Raw genomic sequence first — 16,010 nt, 5'->3', positions numbered from 1 at the left:
CCCGCCCACGGAAAATACGTCGACAGACTGGACAAGGTGACGTATGAGTCATAATCTTAATCAATCGATTGATTAAGTTCAGAGTCGCGCAATGAATACACCCACCATGACAACCAAAGGTGAACAGGCGAAAAATCAGCTCATTGCCGCCGCACTGGCGCAATTTGGCGAGTACGGCCTGCACGCCACTACGCGTGATATTGCGGCTCAGGCCGGACAAAACATTGCGGCCATCACCTACTATTTTGGCTCAAAAGAGGATTTATATCTCGCCTGTGCTCAGTGGATTGCTGATTTTATCGGCTCGCAGTTTCGCCCTCACGCGGAGGAAGCAGAGCGACTGTTTTCTCAGCCAAAGCCAGACCGGGCCGCGATGCGCGAACTTATCCTGCGCGCCTGCAAAAATATGATCATGCTGTTAACCCAGGACGACACGGTTAACCTGAGCAAATTTATTTCACGCGAGCAGCTTTCCCCTACCGCCGCGTATCAACTGGTGCATGACCAGGTTATCGATCCACTGCATACCCACCTGACACGCCTGATCGCCGCCTATACTGGCTGCGATGCCCATGATACCCAAATGATCCTGCACACCCACGCCATACTTGGCGAAGTGCTGGCCTTTCGCCTGGGTAAAGAAACGATTCTGTTACGTACGGGCTGGTCACAATTTGATGAGGATAAAACCGCGCTGATTTACCAAACGGTCACCTGTCATATCGATCTTATTCTGCAAGGTTTAACGCAAAGGAGTCTGGAGTCATGAAAAAACCTGTCGTTCTTGGGCTGGTTATCGCGGCCCTCGTTGCCGTGATTGCCGGTGGAACGTGGTGGTATCAAAGTCAGCAAGATAACGGCCTGACGCTGTACGGCAACGTCGACATCCGTAGCGTCAACCTGAGTTTTCGCGTCGGTGGTCGACTGGCCTCGCTGGCGGTTGACGAAGGCGATGCCATTACCGCAGGCCAGGTGCTGGGTGAACTGGATCACGCTCCGTATGAGAACGCGCTGATGCAGGCGAAAGCCAATGTTGCCGCCGCCCAGGCACAGTACGACCTGATGCTGGCAGGTTATCGGGAAGAAGAAATCGCGCAAACTGCCGCGGCGGTAAAACAGGCGCAGGCGGCTTATGATTACGCGCAGAATTTTTATAATCGCCAGGTAGGATTGTGGAAAAGTCGCACCATCTCCGCCAACGATCTGGAAAATGCCCGTTCATCGCGTGACCAGGCGCTGGCATCGTTAAAATCCGCGCAAGATAAACTCACGCAATATCGCAGCGGCAACCGTGTGCAGGATATTGCGCAGGCAAAAGCCACGCTCGAACAGGCTCAGGCTGAGCTGGCACAGGCTGAGCTTAATTTGCATGACACCACGCTGGCCTCGCCGTCTGACGGTACGCTGCTTACCCGTGCGGTCGAACCCGGCAGTATGCTAAGCGCAGGCGGTACGGTACTGACGCTGTCGCTCACCCGCCCGGTCTGGGTGCGCGCCTATGTTGACGAGCGTAATCTGAGCCAGGCGCAGCCGGGACGTGAAATTTTGCTCTACACCGACGGTCGGCCGGACAAACCGTATCACGGTAAAATTGGCTTCGTGTCACCTACTGCAGAATTTACCCCGAAAACGGTGGAAACCCCGGACCTGCGTACTGACCTGGTTTACCGTCTGCGTATTGTCGTGACCGACGCAGACGACGCGCTACGCCAGGGAATGCCGGTGACGGTAAAATTCGGTACCGAGGCGCGGCATGAATGACGCCGTCATTACGCTGAATGGTCTGACGAAACGCTTTGCCGGGATGGAAAAACCGGCAGTCGCCCCACTCGACTGCACCATTCATGCAGGCTACGTTACTGGGCTTGTCGGGCCTGATGGTGCCGGGAAAACCACGCTAATGCGGATGCTTGCGGGTCTGCTAAAACCTGATGACGGCAGCGCCACAGTGATCGGCTTCGACCCCATCAAGGACGACAGTGCGCTGCATGCGGTACTCGGTTATATGCCACAGAAATTTGGCCTGTATGAAGATTTAACCGTCATGGAGAACCTCAATCTCTATGCCGATTTGCGCAGTGTCACCGGCGAAGCGCGAGAAAAAACGTTTGCCCGCCTGCTGGAATTTACCTCGTTGGGGCCATTTACCGGGCGTCTGGCTGGCAAACTTTCCGGTGGGATGAAACAGAAGCTGGGGCTGGCCTGTACGCTGGTCGGCGAGCCCAAAGTATTGTTGCTTGATGAGCCGGGTGTCGGCGTCGATCCCATCTCCCGTCGTGAACTGTGGCAAATGGTGCACGAACTGGCCGGGGACGGCATGCTGATCCTCTGGAGTACCTCGTATCTGGATGAAGCAGAGCAGTGCCGCGATGTGCTGCTGATGAACGAAGGCGAACTGTTGTATCAGGGAGAACCGACGCAACTGACGCAAACCATGGCGGGCCGCAGTTTCCTGATGAGCAGTCCGCAGGAAAACAACCGTCGGTTGCTGCAGCGGGCATTAAAACTACCGCAGGTCAGCGACGGGATGATTCAGGGGAAATCGGTACGTTTGATCCTGAAAAAAGCAGCCACTGCGGACGATATTCGTCGGGCCGACGGGATGCCGGAGATTAACATCAGCGAAACGACTCCCCGCTTCGAGGATGCCTTCATTGATTTACTGGGGGGGGCTGGTACGTCGGAATCCCCACTGGGCGCGATCCTGCATACGGTGGAAGGAACGCCTGGTGAAACGGTGATCGAAGCCAAAGCACTGACCAAGAAATTTGGTGATTTTGCGGCCACCGATCATGTGGATTTTGCCGTACAACGTGGTGAGATTTTTGGCCTGCTTGGGCCGAACGGTGCCGGTAAATCCACCACCTTTAAAATGATGTGCGGTCTGTTGGTCCCCACCTCCGGCAAAGCGCTGGTGCTGGATATGGATCTGAAAGTCAGCTCCGGCAAAGCGCGCCAGCATCTGGGTTATATGGCGCAAAAATTCTCCCTGTACGGCAACCTGACGGTTGAGCAGAACCTGCGCTTTTTCTCTGGCGTCTACGGTCTGCGCGGCCGTGCGCAGAAAGACAAAATTGGGAGTATGAGCGAGGCATTCGGCCTGAAAAGCATCGCGTCTCACGCCACCGACGATCTGCCGCTGGGCTTTAAGCAGCGCCTGGCACTGGCCTGCTCGCTGATGCATGAACCCGATATCCTGTTCCTTGACGAACCCACTTCCGGGGTCGATCCCCTCACCCGTCGGGAGTTCTGGCTGCATATCAACAGCATGGTAGAGAAAGGGGTTACGGTGATGGTCACCACCCACTTTATGGACGAGGCGGAATACTGTGACCGTATCGGGCTGGTGTATCGCGGCAAGCTGATTGCCAGCGGCACACCTGATGACCTGAAAGCACAAGCAGCCGATAGCGACACGCCGGACCCGACTATGGAGCAGGCGTTTATTACACTTATCAATGACTGGGATAAGGAGCATACGCATGAGTAGCCACTCTCTCTCCTGGCGGCGCGTGCGGGCATTGTGCGTGAAAGAAACACGCCAGATCGTCCGCGATCCCAGTAGCTGGCTAATTGCGGTAGTGATCCCGCTACTGCTGCTGTTTATCTTCGGCTACGGGATCAACCTCGACTCCAGCAAGCTGCGGGTGGGGATTTTGCTTGAACAGCAAAGCAAAGAGGCGCTGGACTTTACCCATACCATGACCGGCTCGCCCTATATTGATGCCACCATCAGCGATAACCGTCAGGAATTGATTGAGAAAATGCAGGCCGGACGCATTCGCGGCCTGGTGGTGATCCCGGTAGATTTTGCCCAACAGATGGCGCGCCCCAACGACGTAGCGCCCATTCAGGTCATCACCGACGGCAGTGAGCCAAACACGGCTAACTTCGTGCAGGGTTATGTCGAAGGTATTTGGCAGATTTGGCAAAAGCAACGGGCAGAAGACCGCGGTGAATCGTTCGAGCCACTGATCGATGTGCAGACCCGGTACTGGTTTAACCCGGCGGCCATCAGCCAGCATTTTATTATTCCCGGGGCGGTCACTATCATTATGACGGTCATTGGCGCAATCCTCACTTCGCTTGTGGTAGCGCGTGAGTGGGAGCGTGGAACCATGGAAGCGTTGCTGTCAACCGAAGTGACCCGCGTGGAGTTGCTGCTGTGTAAGCTTATCCCCTATTACTTTCTTGGCATGCTGGCGATGCTGCTGTGTATGTTGGTTTCGGTATTTATTCTGGGCGTGCCGTATCGCGGTTCGTTACTGATCCTGTTTTTCATTACCAGCTTGTTTCTGCTCAGCACGCTCGGTATGGGTTTACTGATTTCCACCATCACCCGCAATCAGTTTAACGCCGCACAGGTGGCGCTGAACGCCGCCTTCCTGCCCTCAATTATGTTGTCGGGATTTATCTTCCAGATAGACAGCATGCCGGCGATTATCCGCGCGGTGACTTACATTATTCCCGCACGCTACTTCGTCAGCACGTTGCAAAGCCTGTTTCTGGCGGGAAATATTCCGGTGGTGCTGATTATCAACGTGTTGTTTTTAATCGCTTCGGCGGTGATGTTTATTGGCCTGACGTGGCTTAAAACCAAACGTCGGCTGGATTAAGGGGACTGGCATGTTTCATCGCTTATGGACATTAATTCGCAAAGAGCTGCAATCGCTGCTGCGTGAGCCGCAGACGCGGGCCATTCTGATTTTACCGGTACTGATTCAGGTCATTCTGTTCCCGTTCGCCGCAACACTGGAAGTCACTAACGCCACTATCGCTATCTATAACGAAGATAACGGTAAACATTCGGTGGAATTAACCCAGCGTTTTGCCCGTGCCAGCGCCTTTACCCATATTCTGCTGCTAAAAAGCCCACAGGAAATCCAACCCACCATCGACACGCAAAAAGCACTGTTGCTGGTGCGCTTCCCGGCAGACTTCTCGCGTAATCTGGATACTTTCCAGCAGGCGCCCATGCAGCTCATTCTCGATGGGCGCAACTCCAACAGCGCGCAGATTGCCGCGAATTATCTGCAGCAGATCGTTAAGGCGTATCAGCAGGAGCTGATGGACGGCAAGCCGAAACCGAACAACAGCGAGCTGGTCGTGCGTAACTGGTATAACCCTAATCTGGATTACAAATGGTTCGTGGTTCCGTCGCTGATCGCCATGATCACCACCATCGGCGTGATGATCGTCACCTCACTGTCGGTCGCCCGCGAGCGCGAACAGGGCACGCTCGATCAGCTGCTGGTTTCCCCGCTGACGACCTGGCAGATTTTCATCGGTAAAGCGGTGCCCGCACTGATTGTTGCCACCTTTCAGGCCACCATCGTACTGGCCATCGGCATCTGGGCCTATCACATCCCGTTTGCCGGTTCACTGGGTTTGTTCTACTTCACCATGGTGATTTACGGGTTATCGCTGGTGGGATTTGGCTTGCTGATTTCGTCATTGTGCGCGACACAGCAGCAGGCATTTATCGGCGTCTTTGTCTTTATGATGCCGGCGATTTTGCTGTCCGGATATGTCTCTCCGGTCGAAAATATGCCGGTATGGTTGCAGAATCTGACATGGATAAACCCGATCCGTCACTTTACGGACATCACAAAACAGATTTACCTGAAGGATGCGAGTCTGAAGATTGTCTGGGGAAGTTTGTGGCCGCTATTGGTGATAGCGGCCACAACAGGCTCAGCGGCGTATGCGATGTTTAGACGCAAAGTGATGTAACTTTTTGTCTTTCGCCAACAGCGAGACCACTGCGGGTCCGGCAAGGATCGCCAGCCCCGCCAGCGCCAGTAACACGTTGTTTTGCAGTACACGCGACAGCAGCCACAGTACGATCATTGCCGCACCGAAATACCACGTGGTCGTCAGCTCTTCCAGCACGTCAGCCACATCACGCCAGCGCTGTTCATGGTGACGTTGCAATGCCAGCATTAAGATAACCGTTACGCCATACACGACGCATAATCCCAGGCCGACGTGCACCAACTTGCCACTCATCCAGCCCATTACCAGCAACGCCACTACCAGTAAATGCAACACAATCTGCCAGCAACTTAGACCCGTTGCGACACGAACACGTTGTTGCCACCTCATGGCTTTTCTCCTGAAGGATTTTTAACTAATTATTCAGAGTACCGGACTTTACGGAAAATTCCGCAACACCGCATCTTTTTGTGACGGCGACTACACTATTTATTTCGCCACAGAATTCGCGATACGGTCAAAACCCCCGCATCCCGAAGGATGACGGAGAGAGTCAGGAAAGTGACGCCAACGGGAGAATCATGAGCGAATCCGCAGACCGATTTTCATTCAATGTGCTCACCATTAATACTCACAAGGGTTTCACCGCCTTTAACAGACGCTTTATTTTGCCCGAGCTGCGGGATGCCGTCAGGGCAGTTGGCGCAGATATTGTGTGCCTGCAGGAAGTGCTGGGCGCTCACGACGTACACGCACTGCAGATAGAAAACTGGCCGGATACCAGCCACTATGAGTTTATGGCCGACAGCATGTGGAGCGATTTCGCCTACGGGCGCAATGCCGTGTATCCACAAGGACATCACGGCAACGCCGTGCTATCGCGTTACCCCATTGAACATTATGAAAACCGTGATGTATCCGTTGGCACGAGTGAAAAGCGTGGTGTGCTTTACTGCCGCATTGTGCCGCCGATGCTTTCCCGTCCGATTCATGTGATGTGCGTCCACCTCGGTTTGCGTGAGGCCCATCGCCAGGCACAGCTCAGCATGCTGACAAATTGGGTCAATGCCCTGCCCGACACGGAACCCGTGGTAGTTGCTGGCGATTTTAACGACTGGCGACAACAGGCAAATTATCCGTTAAAGAGCCAGTCCGGTCTTGACGAGATTTTTACTCGCGCTCACGGTCGCCCGGCACGAACGTTCCCGGTGCGATGTCCTCTACTGCGCCTCGACAGGATCTATGTAAAAAATGCTAACGCCAGTATGCCAACCGCGCTGGCGCTGCGACACTGGCGACATTTGTCCGATCATGCCCCCCTGAGCGCGGAGATTTGTGTATGAAAACAGGCTGGCGTGAAGGCAATCAAATTCAGCTACTGGAAAACGGCGATCAGTACTATCCCGCCGTATTTCACGCGATTGAACACGCGGAGCAAAAAATCATTCTGGAGACCTTTATCTGGTTTGAAGATGCGGTAGGAAAACAGCTACATGCCGCGCTGCTCGCTGCCGCGCACCGCGGGATCGCCGCAGAGGTGTTGCTGGACGGCTATGGCTCACCAGATCTCAGCGATCGCTTTGTCGAAGAGTTAACCGCGGCGGGTATTGTTTTCCGTTATTACGATCCGCGCCCACGTCTGTTCGGGATGCGCACCAATCTGTTTCGCCGGATGCATCGCAAAATTGTGGTCATTGACGATCGCATCGCCTTCGTCGGCGGCATTAATTACTCCGCCGAACACATGTCTGACTACGGGCCGGAAGCCAAGCAAGATTACGCTGTGCGTGTTGAAGGCCCGATTGTGGTCGATATTCTTACCTTCGTGCTGGAGAGCCTGCCGGGACAAAGCGCCGTACGCCGCTGGTGGCGGCGGCATCACCGGGCCGTCGAAAATCATCGCCCCGGTGAAGCGCAGGTGCTGTTCATCTGGCGTGATAACGAGGAACATCGCGATGATATTGAACGCCATTATTTGAAAATGCTCGCGCAGGCAAAGCGGGAAGTGATTATTGCCAATGCCTATTTCTTCCCCGGTTATCGTCTATTGCATGCACTACGTAAAGCGGCGCGACGCGGCGTACGGGTAAAACTCATCGTTCAGGGCGAGCCTGATATACCCATTGTGAAAGTGGGTGCCCGGCTGCTGTATAACTATCTGGTCAAAGGGGGCGTCCACGTCTATGAATATCACCGCAAGCCGCTGCATGGCAAAGTGGCGCTGATGGACGATCACTGGGCTACCGTCGGCTCCAGCAATCTTGACCCGCTCAGTCTGTCGCTGAATCTGGAAGCCAATCTCATTATTCATGACCGTGCTTTTAATCAGATACTGCGCGACAACCTGAACCCTATTATTGCGCAGGACTGCAAGCGGGTTGACGAATCAATGCTGCCAAAACGAACCTGGTGGAACCTGACCAAAAGCGTATTGGCATTTCACTTTTTACGCCACTTCCCGGCACTGGTCGGTTGGCTACCGGCACACACTCCACGCCTGACTGAAGTGGAGCCGCCGGCACAACCTGCGCTCGAAACACAAGATCGCATTCAAACCGGGGATGCAGGAGGAAAAAACTGATGGCGACGTCGGGTGAAAAAGTTGCGGGTATCAAACGAGGAGGCGATGGCTAAATCATCATGACTTTAGTGCCGGATGCGTCTTAACGCCTTATCCGGCCTACTTTCAAGGCCGGACAGGCGCAGCGCCATCCGGCGACAAGCATTATCGACGATTGCCGAAGATACGCAGCAACATCAGGAACAGGTTGATGAAGTCCAGATACAGCGTTAACGCGCCGAGGATCGCATACTTGCGCAGATTCGAACTATCACGCAAGTCGATCTGCTCACCGATGTTTTTCAGCTTTTGCGTATCGTAGGCCGTCAGGCCGACAAACACGATCACCCCAATGTAGGTCACCGCCCACATCAGCGCTTCGCTCTTCAGCCAGAAGTTAACCAACGAGGCCAGAACGATACCAATTAACGCCATAAACAGCATGTTACCCAAGCCGCTGAGATCACGTTTAGTGGTGTATCCGTACAGGCTCATGATACCGAACATCCCGCCGGTGACCACGAAGGTGCTGGCGATAGACGAGTAGGTATAAACGATAAAAATACTCGATAGCGTCAGCCCGGTTAACGCCGAATAGAGCATAAACAGCGTCGTTGCCATTCCGGCACTGAGCTTTTGCACCATTCCCGACAGGACAAATACCAGCACCAGTTGTGCAATGATCAGCCCAAAGAAGGTAATTTTGCTGGAAAAGACAAACATCATCACCGCAGGCGTATTCGCCGCATACCATGCAATAAACGCCGTCAGTAACAACCCACAGGTCATCCAGCCGTAGACCTGCGCCATGTAGGTTTGCAGGCCGGAACGGGCCTGCACAATAGAATCGGATCGTGGGAATCGGTCCATGACAATCTCCTGAGTCAGTATGTGCCTAAACCAATTGTACTCTACCAGCGTTTTGCTGCTTGCTTATCGCTGTCGCGGGCGTCGACCCAACGTTCACCTTCTGGCGTGGCTTCGCGTTTCCAGAACGGCGCGCGCGTTTTCAGGTAATCCATAATGAACTGCCCGGCATCAAACGCGCTACTACGGTGTGCGCTGGTCACACCGACAAAAACAATTTCATCGCCCGGCCACAGTTCGCCAATGCGATGGATCACCGTTACCCGGCCCAGCGGCCAGCGCGTACGCGCTTCGTCGACGATTTCCGCCAGCGCTTTTTCAGTCATCCCCGGATAGTGTTCCAGCGTCAATGCCTGCACGCTGTCACCCAGATTATGATTGCGGACTTTACCGGTGAAGGTGACCACTGCGCCGTCTTCATCGCGCTCGGCAAGCCAGGGGTATTCGTCACCGACGCTGAATGGTGCATGCCCAACAACAATTCGCGTTTCAGCCATTTTAGCCTCCGGTCACTGGCGGGAAGAAAGCCACTTCATCACCCGCCCTGAGAGGATGATCAAAGCTAACCAGCGTCTGGTTTACCGCCGCCAGCAGCTTGCCATCTTCCAGCGCCAGTGCCCAACGATCGCTTTTGCCCGCCAGATGCTGGCGCAGTGCTTCTACCGTTGGAAACTCAGCCGTCACCTCTAGCGCATCGGTGTTGACCAATTCTCGCACCTGGGCAAAGAAAAGAACCTTAATCATGTGCATCCACCTTAAAATCCCCCGACTTGCCGCCGCTTTTTGCCAGCAGACGTACCGGACCAATCACCATATCCTTTTGTACTGCTTTGCACATGTCGTAAATGGTCAACGCCGCTACGGAAGCCGCCGTTAATGCTTCCATTTCAACACCGGTTTTTCCCGTCAGCCGACATAGCGTTTCGATGCGGACACGGTTGTGTTCCGGTTCGGCCTGCAGATTGACTTCAACCTTGCTGAGCATCAGCGGATGGCACAGCGGGATCAGATCCCACGTGCGTTTAGCCGCCTGAATACCCGCAATGCGGGCCGTAGCGAAAACATCACCTTTATGATGGCTGCCATCAATAATCATCGCCAGCGTTTCACTGCGCATGGTCACGAATGCTTCAGCTCGCGCCTCGCGTACCGTCTCTGCTTTGGCAGAAACATCCACCATGTGCGCTTCACCAGCGGCATTAATATGGGTTAATTGCGACATACTTATTTCTTCAAATGTGGGTGGAAGTTACACGGACGTGTACGGGCATCGAGCTGCGGCGCAATAATATTTTCCCAGGCGGTACGACACGCTTTGGTCGACCCCGGCATGGCGAAAATCAGCGTCTTATTTGCCACCCCGGCAACCGCACGAGACTGCAGCGTCGCCGTACCAATCTCCTCAAAGGAGAGCATGCGAAATACTTCGCCGAAGCCTTCGACTTCTCTGTCAAACAGCGGCAGCAGCGCTTCCGGTGCTTGATCGCCTTCGGTTAAACCGGTACCGCCAGTAATGAGCACGACTTGCACATCGTCACTGGCAATCCACGCAGAAACCTGAGCGCGAATCGCATAGCGGTTCTCTTTGACAATCGCCTTATCAACAATCTGATGACCCGCTTCTTGCGCCGAATCACGCAGATAATGGCCGGAAGTGTCATCTTCTTCGCCACGACGGTTGGAAACGGTAAGAATAGCAATGCGTGTCGGGATAAATTCAGCGCTTACCTGACTCATGAGAAACTCCTTTTAGCGATCAGCCGCCAATGTAAGATAAGTTTTGCGTAATACCGGTATTGTTCTGATGCAGGAAATGGGTCTGCTTTTTCTCCAGCAACGCGGCAGAGATACGTTCTTCAAGCGCAGCCTGCTGGGCGTCGTCGGTCAGCAAATCACGCAAGTTCACCCCGCCTTCACCAAATAAACACAGATGAAGTTTGCCGACGGATGAAACACGCAGGCGATTGCAGGTGGCGCAGAAGTCTTTCTCATAAGGCATGATCAGACCAATTTCACCGGCATAATCAGGATGGCAGAAAACCTGAGCCGGACCGTCGCTGCGCTGGCGTAACTGGTGGATCCAGCCGCGCTTAAGCAGTTCATCGCGCAGTACCTGCCCGGAGATATGGTGTTTGCGGAAGAGAGAACTGCCCTCACCCGTTTCCATCAGTTCAATAAAACGTAGCTGAATTGGCCGCGGTTGAACCCAGGCCAGGAAGGTGTCCAGTTGATGATGGTTTACATCGCGCATCAGCACGGTGTTGACTTTCACTTTTTCAAAACCGGCATCGAAGGCGGCGTCAATCCCCGCCATCACCTGCTGAAACTTATCCTGCCCGGTAATGGCGTGAAACTGACGGGCATCGAGGCTGTCGACGCTGACGTTAAGTGCCGTCAACCCGGCATCGCGCCATGCAGCAGCATCGCGCGCCAGACGATAACCATTGGTGGTTACCGCAATCTGACGAATCGCGTCGTTTTCACGTACGGCAGCAATAATGTCGGTAAAATCGCGACGCAGTGACGGTTCGCCACCTGTCAGACGCACCTTTTCCGTTCCCAGACTGGCGAACGCACGTGTGACGCGGCGAATTTCATCAACGGTCAAAAAGCCGTTATTAGTCACACCACCTGGCTTATAGCCATCTGGCAGACAGTAGGTGCAACGAAAGTTACACACATCGGTAATCGACAAACGCAAGTAGTAAAACTTACGCGCGAATGCATCGGTAAGTTGAGAGCCCATGTACACCTTTCCAAATACGGGAGGCGAAGTCATTTCTTCCTGCGCCCTGGTGACAATCGTATTCACGTATCGTCACGGCCAAAGCACCGTATCGTTTGACCCAGGTGCAGAGGCTAGAGTGTTTATACTCGTCATGCTTCGAGTACATTGTGGTTATGCCGATACTAGCGTGTAAATGACACTTTTGCCATGTACACTTTCGCTGTATAAATATGTATATAGCGACATGATCGTGCAATTTCGCTACAGAATAAGCAAAAGCCATGGTTTTGCATTGATATACATCATCTTGCTATCAGGTGGATGTCGTCAGAAAGGGGTAGATCGCAGAAAATTATTTTCTGCCGATGGCGACTGGATAATTGCTGAAAACACGCTATTTACGTTACTGTAGCGCCGATCAATTGATATCAGGAATAACTATGCGCACTCGTACGCTGGCAGATCTGGATCGCGTTGTCGCTCTCGGCGGAGGGCATGGATTAGGACGCGTTCTGTCGTCACTTTCCTCTTTAGGTTCACGCCTGACGGGCATCGTCACGACCACCGATAACGGCGGTTCCACGGGGCGAATTCGCCGTTCAGAAGGCGGTATTGCCTGGGGAGACATGCGGAACTGCCTTAACCAATTAATTACCCAACCAAGCGTTGCATCGGCGATGTTTGAGTACCGTTTTGGCGGTAATGGCGAACTTTCCGGTCATAACCTCGGAAATCTGATGTTAAAGGCGCTCGATCACCTCAGCGTGCGGCCTCTGGAAGCCATCAATTTAATTCGCAGCCTGCTAAAAGTTGATGCACATTTAATTCCCATGTCAGAACTGCCGGTGGACCTGATGGCGCTCGACGATCAGGGACATGAAGTGTATGGCGAAGTCAATATCGACCAGCTCACTACCCTGCCGCAAGAATTAATGCTCTCACCTAAAGTTCCCGCCACGCGAGAGGCGATTGAAACCATCGCGGAAGCGGATCTGATCCTGATAGGACCGGGGAGTTTTTATACCAGCCTGATGCCGCTATTACTGCTTGACGAAATGGCGCAGGCATTACGTCGCACACCGGCGCCAATGGTTTATATCGGCAATCTGGGACGCGAACTTAGCCTGCCTGCCGCCAGCCTGACCCTTGCCGATAAGCTGGCTATCATTGAGCAATATGTTGGTAAGAAAGTGATTGATGCGGTGATTGTGGGGCCAAAAGTCGATGTTTCGGCCGTGACCGACCGCATTGTGATTCAGGATGAACTGGAAGCCAGCGATATCCCCTATCGTCATGACCGTCAGTTGCTGCATAGCGCGCTGGAGAAAGCGGTGCAGGCGTTAGGGTGAACGTCTTTGCCTGATGCGCTGCGCTTATCAGGCCTACAAAACGCGCTGCACTGCCATCGGGCACCAAACGCTGTCTGATGCGCTGCGCTTATCAGGCCTACAAAACGCGCTGCACTGCCATCGGGCACCAAACGCCGTCTGATGCGCTGCGCTTATTCGGCATACAAAAACGCGCTGCTCTGCCATCCGGCACCAAACGCTGCCTGATGCGCTGCGCTTATCAGGCCTACAAAACGCGCTGCACCGCCATCCGCTATCTGATACGCCGCGCATAAGGCCTACAGGTGCGCATGTAGGCCGGATAAGGGGTTTATCCCGCATCCGGCACACACTTACGATGCCGCGATAAACAACTCGCGCAACTGATGCAACTGGTCACGGATCTGCGCGGCCTCTTCGAACTCAAGGTTCTGCGCATGCTGCATCATCTGACCTTCTAACTCGTGAATCTTCTGCTGCAACGCTTTCGGCGTCATATCCAGCTCAACCACCTCGGATTTCGCCCCAGCACGCGACTTCCCTTTACCTTTCGCTTTGGTCTTCGCAATATTCTGACCCAACGCCAGGATATCAACGACTTTCTTGTTCAGCCCCTGTGGCGTAATACCGTGCTCTTCGTTATACAGTTGCTGCTTCTCGCGACGACGTTCGGTTTCACCAATGGCCTTCGCCATCGATGCGGTAATTTTATCGCCGTAGAGAATCGCTTTACCGTTGATGTTACGCGCGGCTCGACCGATGGTCTGGATAAGCGATCGTTCCGAACGCAGGAACCCTTCTTTGTCTGCATCCAGAATCGCCACCAGAGAGACCTCTGGCATGTCCAGACCTTCTCGTAACAGGTTGATACCCACCAGCACGTCAAACTCGCCCAGGCGCAAATCACGAATGATTTCCATGCGTTCGACGGTATCAATGTCGGAGTGCAAATAGCGTACCCGCTCGCCGTGTTCTTCGAGATATTCGGTGAGATCCTCCGCCATCCGTTTCGTGAGTGTCGTCACCAGCACGCGTTCGTTAATCGCCGCGCGAATGCGGATCTCAGACAGCAGGTCATCAACCTGCGTCGCGACCGGACGAACTTCAATGACCGGGTCCAGCAGCCCGGTGGGTCGCACCACCTGATCGACCACATCATCACCGGATTTCTCCAGCTCATAATTGCCCGGCGTCGCTGAAACATAAATGGTTTGCGGTGCCAGCGCCTCGAACTCTTCAAACTTCAGCGGACGGTTATCCAGCGCCGACGGCAGACGGAATCCATATTCAACCAGCGTCTCTTTTCGTGCCCGGTCGCCGCGGTACATCCCACCAATTTGCGGAATCGTAACGTGGGATTCATCCACCACCAACAGGCCATCGGCGGGCAGGTAATCAAACAGCGTCGGCGGCGGCTCGCCCGGACCGCGTCCGGACAGATAGCGTGAATAGTTTTCAATACCCGAGCAGTAACCCAGCTCGTTCATCATTTCCAGATCGAACTGCGTACGCTGGCTTAAACGCTGTTCTTCCACCAGCTTGTTATTCGCCAGCAGGATTTTGCGGCGCTCCGCCAGCTCGACTTTAATTTCTTCCATTGCCTGCACAATACGTTCGCGCGGCGTCACGTAGTGAGTTTTCGGGTAAATGGTGAAGCGCGAAATAGTGGATTCAACCTGCCCGGTTAGCGGGTCGAACAGCGATAAGCGCTCAACTTCTTCATCAAACAACTCGACGCGCAGTGCGATATCGTCAGATTCGGCCGGAAAGATGTCGATCACCTCACCACGCACACGGAACGTCCCGCGCTGGAATGCCTGATCGTTACGCGTGTATTGCAGCTCAGCAAGCCGGCGCAGGATCGCGCGCTGGTCGATAATCATCCCCACCGTCAGGTGCAACATCATCTTCAGATACAGATCCGGATCGCCCAGACCGTAGATCGCGGAAACCGAGGCCACAACCACCACATCCCGCCGTTCAAGCAGGGCTTTGGTCGCCGACAAACGCATCTGTTCAATGTGTTCGTTTACCGACGCATCTTTCTCGATAAAAGTATCAGAGCTCGGGACATAAGCTTCCGGCTGATAATAGTCGTAGTAGGAAACGAAATATTCCACCGCGTTATCCGGGAAGAACTCTTTCATCTCGCCGTACAACTGGGCTGCGAGGGTCTTGTTAGGGGCCAGCACCATCGTCGGACGCTGTAAGTCCGCAATCACGTTGGCGATAGTGAATGTCTTCCCCGACCCCGTCACCCCGAGCAGCGTCTGATGCGCCAGACCATCCTCCAGCCCTTCTTCCAGGCGACGAATCGCCTCAGGCTGATCGCCAGAGGGTTTAAAAGCGGAATTCAGTTTGAACGGTTTACTCATGAGCAGCTACCTGAAGCAATGGGCGGGCAGGTGTGTAATTTTACTCGCAGCAGTATATTTTGCCAGTAAAATATACTGGATGAAAAAACAGTAACGCACCAGAATATTTCTGTTACGCCATCAGAAAGCCCGTCATAGCAGGCTAAAATTTTGGCACTGGCGAGATAAAACACCAGCAAAAATGTGTTATCCCCAAACCAATGACTTTTTTAACATTTGTCAAGACGGCAGATGAAAGTTTTATGGCAACGCATGACGCTTCTGTGACAGCCATTGCTTTTATCTAACATTCTGTATTTCAATGACTATTCTCTCAAGCCGTCTTTCGCATCAATTTAGTCGCAGGCCGCGTCTTCTCTCGCTTACATTGTGTTTTCTAACTCTAATACACAAGGTTATCCACAGGAATAGTGGATAACTGCCTCCAGCCCGTGCTG

Annotated in this window: 16 protein-coding genes and 1 riboswitch; of the genes, 8 read left to right on the top strand and 8 right to left on the bottom strand. The window is 53.7% G+C overall.

Annotation, left to right across the window (positions count from 1 at the left end; all coding sequences use genetic code 11):
- Nucleotides 1–91: 91 nt before the first annotated feature.
- From cecR to QMN38_RS08195, 5 genes are read left to right on the top strand one after another with little or no spacing between them, the layout of a single operon-like run.
- On the top strand, nt 92–769 hold the full coding sequence (gene cecR, locus QMN38_RS08215; RefSeq protein ID WP_271441261.1) for a transcriptional regulator CecR: 678 nt from the start codon (nt 92–94) through the stop codon (nt 767–769).
- Nucleotides 766–1,761, top strand: a complete 996-nt coding sequence (hlyD, locus tag QMN38_RS08210) for a secretion protein HlyD (protein WP_323604817.1) — start codon at nt 766–768, stop codon at nt 1,759–1,761. The genes cecR and hlyD overlap by 4 nt, the downstream gene beginning before the upstream one ends.
- A complete protein-coding gene (locus QMN38_RS08205; RefSeq protein ID WP_271454215.1) occupies nt 1,754–3,490 on the top strand; it encodes an ATP-binding cassette domain-containing protein in 1,737 nt (578 codons plus the stop codon). The genes hlyD and QMN38_RS08205 overlap by 8 nt, the downstream gene beginning before the upstream one ends.
- The gene (locus QMN38_RS08200) at nt 3,483–4,616 is read left to right on the top strand and encodes an ABC transporter permease (RefSeq protein ID WP_121584394.1); all 1,134 of its coding nucleotides are present in this window, start codon (nt 3,483–3,485) and stop codon (nt 4,614–4,616) included. Before QMN38_RS08205 ends, QMN38_RS08200 begins: the two co-directional genes overlap by 8 nt.
- A gap of 10 nt (nt 4,617–4,626) precedes the next feature.
- The gene (locus tag QMN38_RS08195; protein WP_271449721.1) at nt 4,627–5,733 is read left to right on the top strand and encodes an ABC transporter permease; all 1,107 of its coding nucleotides are present in this window, start codon (nt 4,627–4,629) and stop codon (nt 5,731–5,733) included.
- Here QMN38_RS08195 and QMN38_RS08190 read toward each other — a convergent pair.
- A complete protein-coding gene (locus tag QMN38_RS08190) occupies nt 5,695–6,105 on the bottom strand; it encodes a YbhQ family protein (protein ID WP_048212208.1) in 411 nt (136 codons plus the stop codon). The genes QMN38_RS08195 and QMN38_RS08190 overlap by 39 nt on opposite strands.
- Before the next feature lie 191 nt (nt 6,106–6,296).
- Between QMN38_RS08190 and QMN38_RS08185 the strand changes: the two genes are divergently transcribed.
- Together QMN38_RS08185 and clsB are read left to right on the top strand one after the other, a co-directional pair.
- On the top strand, nt 6,297–7,058 hold the full coding sequence (locus QMN38_RS08185; protein WP_323604816.1) for an endonuclease/exonuclease/phosphatase family protein: 762 nt from the start codon (nt 6,297–6,299) through the stop codon (nt 7,056–7,058).
- Complete coding sequence (clsB, locus tag QMN38_RS08180) at nt 7,055–8,296, top strand: cardiolipin synthase ClsB (protein ID WP_323604815.1); 1,242 nt, start codon at nt 7,055–7,057, stop codon at nt 8,294–8,296. The genes QMN38_RS08185 and clsB overlap by 4 nt, the downstream gene beginning before the upstream one ends.
- 144 nt (nt 8,297–8,440) lie before the next feature.
- Here the strand turns inward: clsB and QMN38_RS08175 are convergent, their stop codons facing one another.
- From QMN38_RS08175 to moaA, 6 genes are all read right to left on the bottom strand, one after another.
- Complete coding sequence (locus tag QMN38_RS08175; RefSeq protein ID WP_323604814.1) at nt 8,441–9,145, bottom strand: Bax inhibitor-1/YccA family protein; 705 nt, start codon at nt 9,143–9,145, stop codon at nt 8,441–8,443.
- Between the two features lie 41 nt (nt 9,146–9,186).
- Nucleotides 9,187–9,639: a molybdopterin synthase catalytic subunit MoaE gene (gene moaE, locus QMN38_RS08170; RefSeq protein WP_271441256.1), complete on the bottom strand. Its 453-nt coding sequence runs from the start codon at nt 9,637–9,639 to the stop codon at nt 9,187–9,189.
- Nucleotide 9,640: 1 nt separating this feature from the next.
- Nucleotides 9,641–9,886 carry a molybdopterin synthase sulfur carrier subunit gene (gene moaD / locus QMN38_RS08165; RefSeq protein ID WP_137384340.1) on the bottom strand — a complete coding sequence of 82 codons (246 nt, stop codon included), beginning with the start codon at nt 9,884–9,886 and terminating at the stop codon, nt 9,641–9,643.
- Nucleotides 9,879–10,364, bottom strand: coding sequence for a cyclic pyranopterin monophosphate synthase MoaC (gene moaC, locus QMN38_RS08160; protein ID WP_137384341.1), 486 nt, complete (start codon nt 10,362–10,364; stop codon nt 9,879–9,881). Before moaC ends, moaD begins: the two co-directional genes overlap by 8 nt.
- A 2-nt stretch (nt 10,365–10,366) precedes the next feature.
- Nucleotides 10,367–10,879, bottom strand: a complete 513-nt coding sequence (moaB, locus tag QMN38_RS08155; protein WP_115643677.1) for a molybdenum cofactor biosynthesis protein B — start codon at nt 10,877–10,879, stop codon at nt 10,367–10,369.
- A 19-nt stretch (nt 10,880–10,898) separates the two neighbouring features.
- Nucleotides 10,899–11,888 (bottom strand): GTP 3',8-cyclase MoaA, encoded by a 990-nt coding sequence (gene moaA, locus QMN38_RS08150; protein ID WP_115602345.1) that lies wholly within the window; start codon nt 11,886–11,888, stop codon nt 10,899–10,901.
- A riboswitch (molybdenum cofactor riboswitch) is annotated at nt 11,876–12,021 on the bottom strand. (Overlaps the previous gene by 13 nt.)
- A 289-nt stretch (nt 12,022–12,310) precedes the next feature.
- Here moaA and yvcK point away from each other — a divergent pair.
- Nucleotides 12,311–13,219: a uridine diphosphate-N-acetylglucosamine-binding protein YvcK gene (gene yvcK, locus QMN38_RS08145; protein ID WP_101741867.1), complete on the top strand. Its 909-nt coding sequence runs from the start codon at nt 12,311–12,313 to the stop codon at nt 13,217–13,219.
- Between the two features lie 332 nt (nt 13,220–13,551).
- On the opposite strand, the gene uvrB is transcribed toward yvcK, so the two are convergent.
- Nucleotides 13,552–15,573, bottom strand: a complete 2,022-nt coding sequence (gene uvrB, locus QMN38_RS08140; protein ID WP_271441251.1) for an excinuclease ABC subunit UvrB — start codon at nt 15,571–15,573, stop codon at nt 13,552–13,554.
- Between the last annotated feature and the right edge of the window lie 437 nt (nt 15,574–16,010).

Origin of the sequence: Citrobacter sp. R-1.5.2, assembly GCF_035064245.1 — a bacterium.
GTDB lineage: Bacteria > Pseudomonadota > Gammaproteobacteria > Enterobacterales > Enterobacteriaceae > Citrobacter.
The sequence above is the reverse complement of the archived record's forward strand: the minus strand, read 5'-3'. Positions and strand labels throughout refer to the sequence as shown.

Coding starts and splice junctions, on each gene's coding strand:
- moaD (WP_137384340.1), bottom strand. CDS start 9,886: ATGATTAAGGTTCTTTTCTTTGCCCAGGTGCGAGAATTGGTCAACACC.
- moaB (WP_115643677.1), bottom strand. CDS start 10,879: ATGAGTCAGGTAAGCGCTGAATTTATCCCGACACGCATTGCTATTCTT.
- QMN38_RS08195 (WP_271449721.1), top strand. CDS start 4,627: ATGTTTCATCGCTTATGGACATTAATTCGCAAAGAGCTGCAATCGCTG.
- moaA (WP_115602345.1), bottom strand. CDS start 11,888: ATGGGCTCTCAACTTACCGATGCATTCGCGCGTAAGTTTTACTACTTG.
- clsB (WP_323604815.1), top strand. CDS start 7,055: ATGAAAACAGGCTGGCGTGAAGGCAATCAAATTCAGCTACTGGAAAAC.
- cecR (WP_271441261.1), top strand. CDS start 92: ATGAATACACCCACCATGACAACCAAAGGTGAACAGGCGAAAAATCAG.
- yvcK (WP_101741867.1), top strand. CDS start 12,311: ATGCGCACTCGTACGCTGGCAGATCTGGATCGCGTTGTCGCTCTCGGC.
- QMN38_RS08205 (WP_271454215.1), top strand. CDS start 1,754: ATGAATGACGCCGTCATTACGCTGAATGGTCTGACGAAACGCTTTGCC.
- hlyD (WP_323604817.1), top strand. CDS start 766: ATGAAAAAACCTGTCGTTCTTGGGCTGGTTATCGCGGCCCTCGTTGCC.
- moaE (WP_271441256.1), bottom strand. CDS start 9,639: ATGGCTGAAACGCGAATTGTTGTTGGGCATGCACCATTCAGCGTCGGT.
- QMN38_RS08185 (WP_323604816.1), top strand. CDS start 6,297: ATGAGCGAATCCGCAGACCGATTTTCATTCAATGTGCTCACCATTAAT.
- QMN38_RS08200 (WP_121584394.1), top strand. CDS start 3,483: ATGAGTAGCCACTCTCTCTCCTGGCGGCGCGTGCGGGCATTGTGCGTG.
- uvrB (WP_271441251.1), bottom strand. CDS start 15,573: ATGAGTAAACCGTTCAAACTGAATTCCGCTTTTAAACCCTCTGGCGAT.
- QMN38_RS08175 (WP_323604814.1), bottom strand. CDS start 9,145: ATGGACCGATTCCCACGATCCGATTCTATTGTGCAGGCCCGTTCCGGC.
- moaC (WP_137384341.1), bottom strand. CDS start 10,364: ATGTCGCAATTAACCCATATTAATGCCGCTGGTGAAGCGCACATGGTG.
- QMN38_RS08190 (WP_048212208.1), bottom strand. CDS start 6,105: ATGAGGTGGCAACAACGTGTTCGTGTCGCAACGGGTCTAAGTTGCTGG.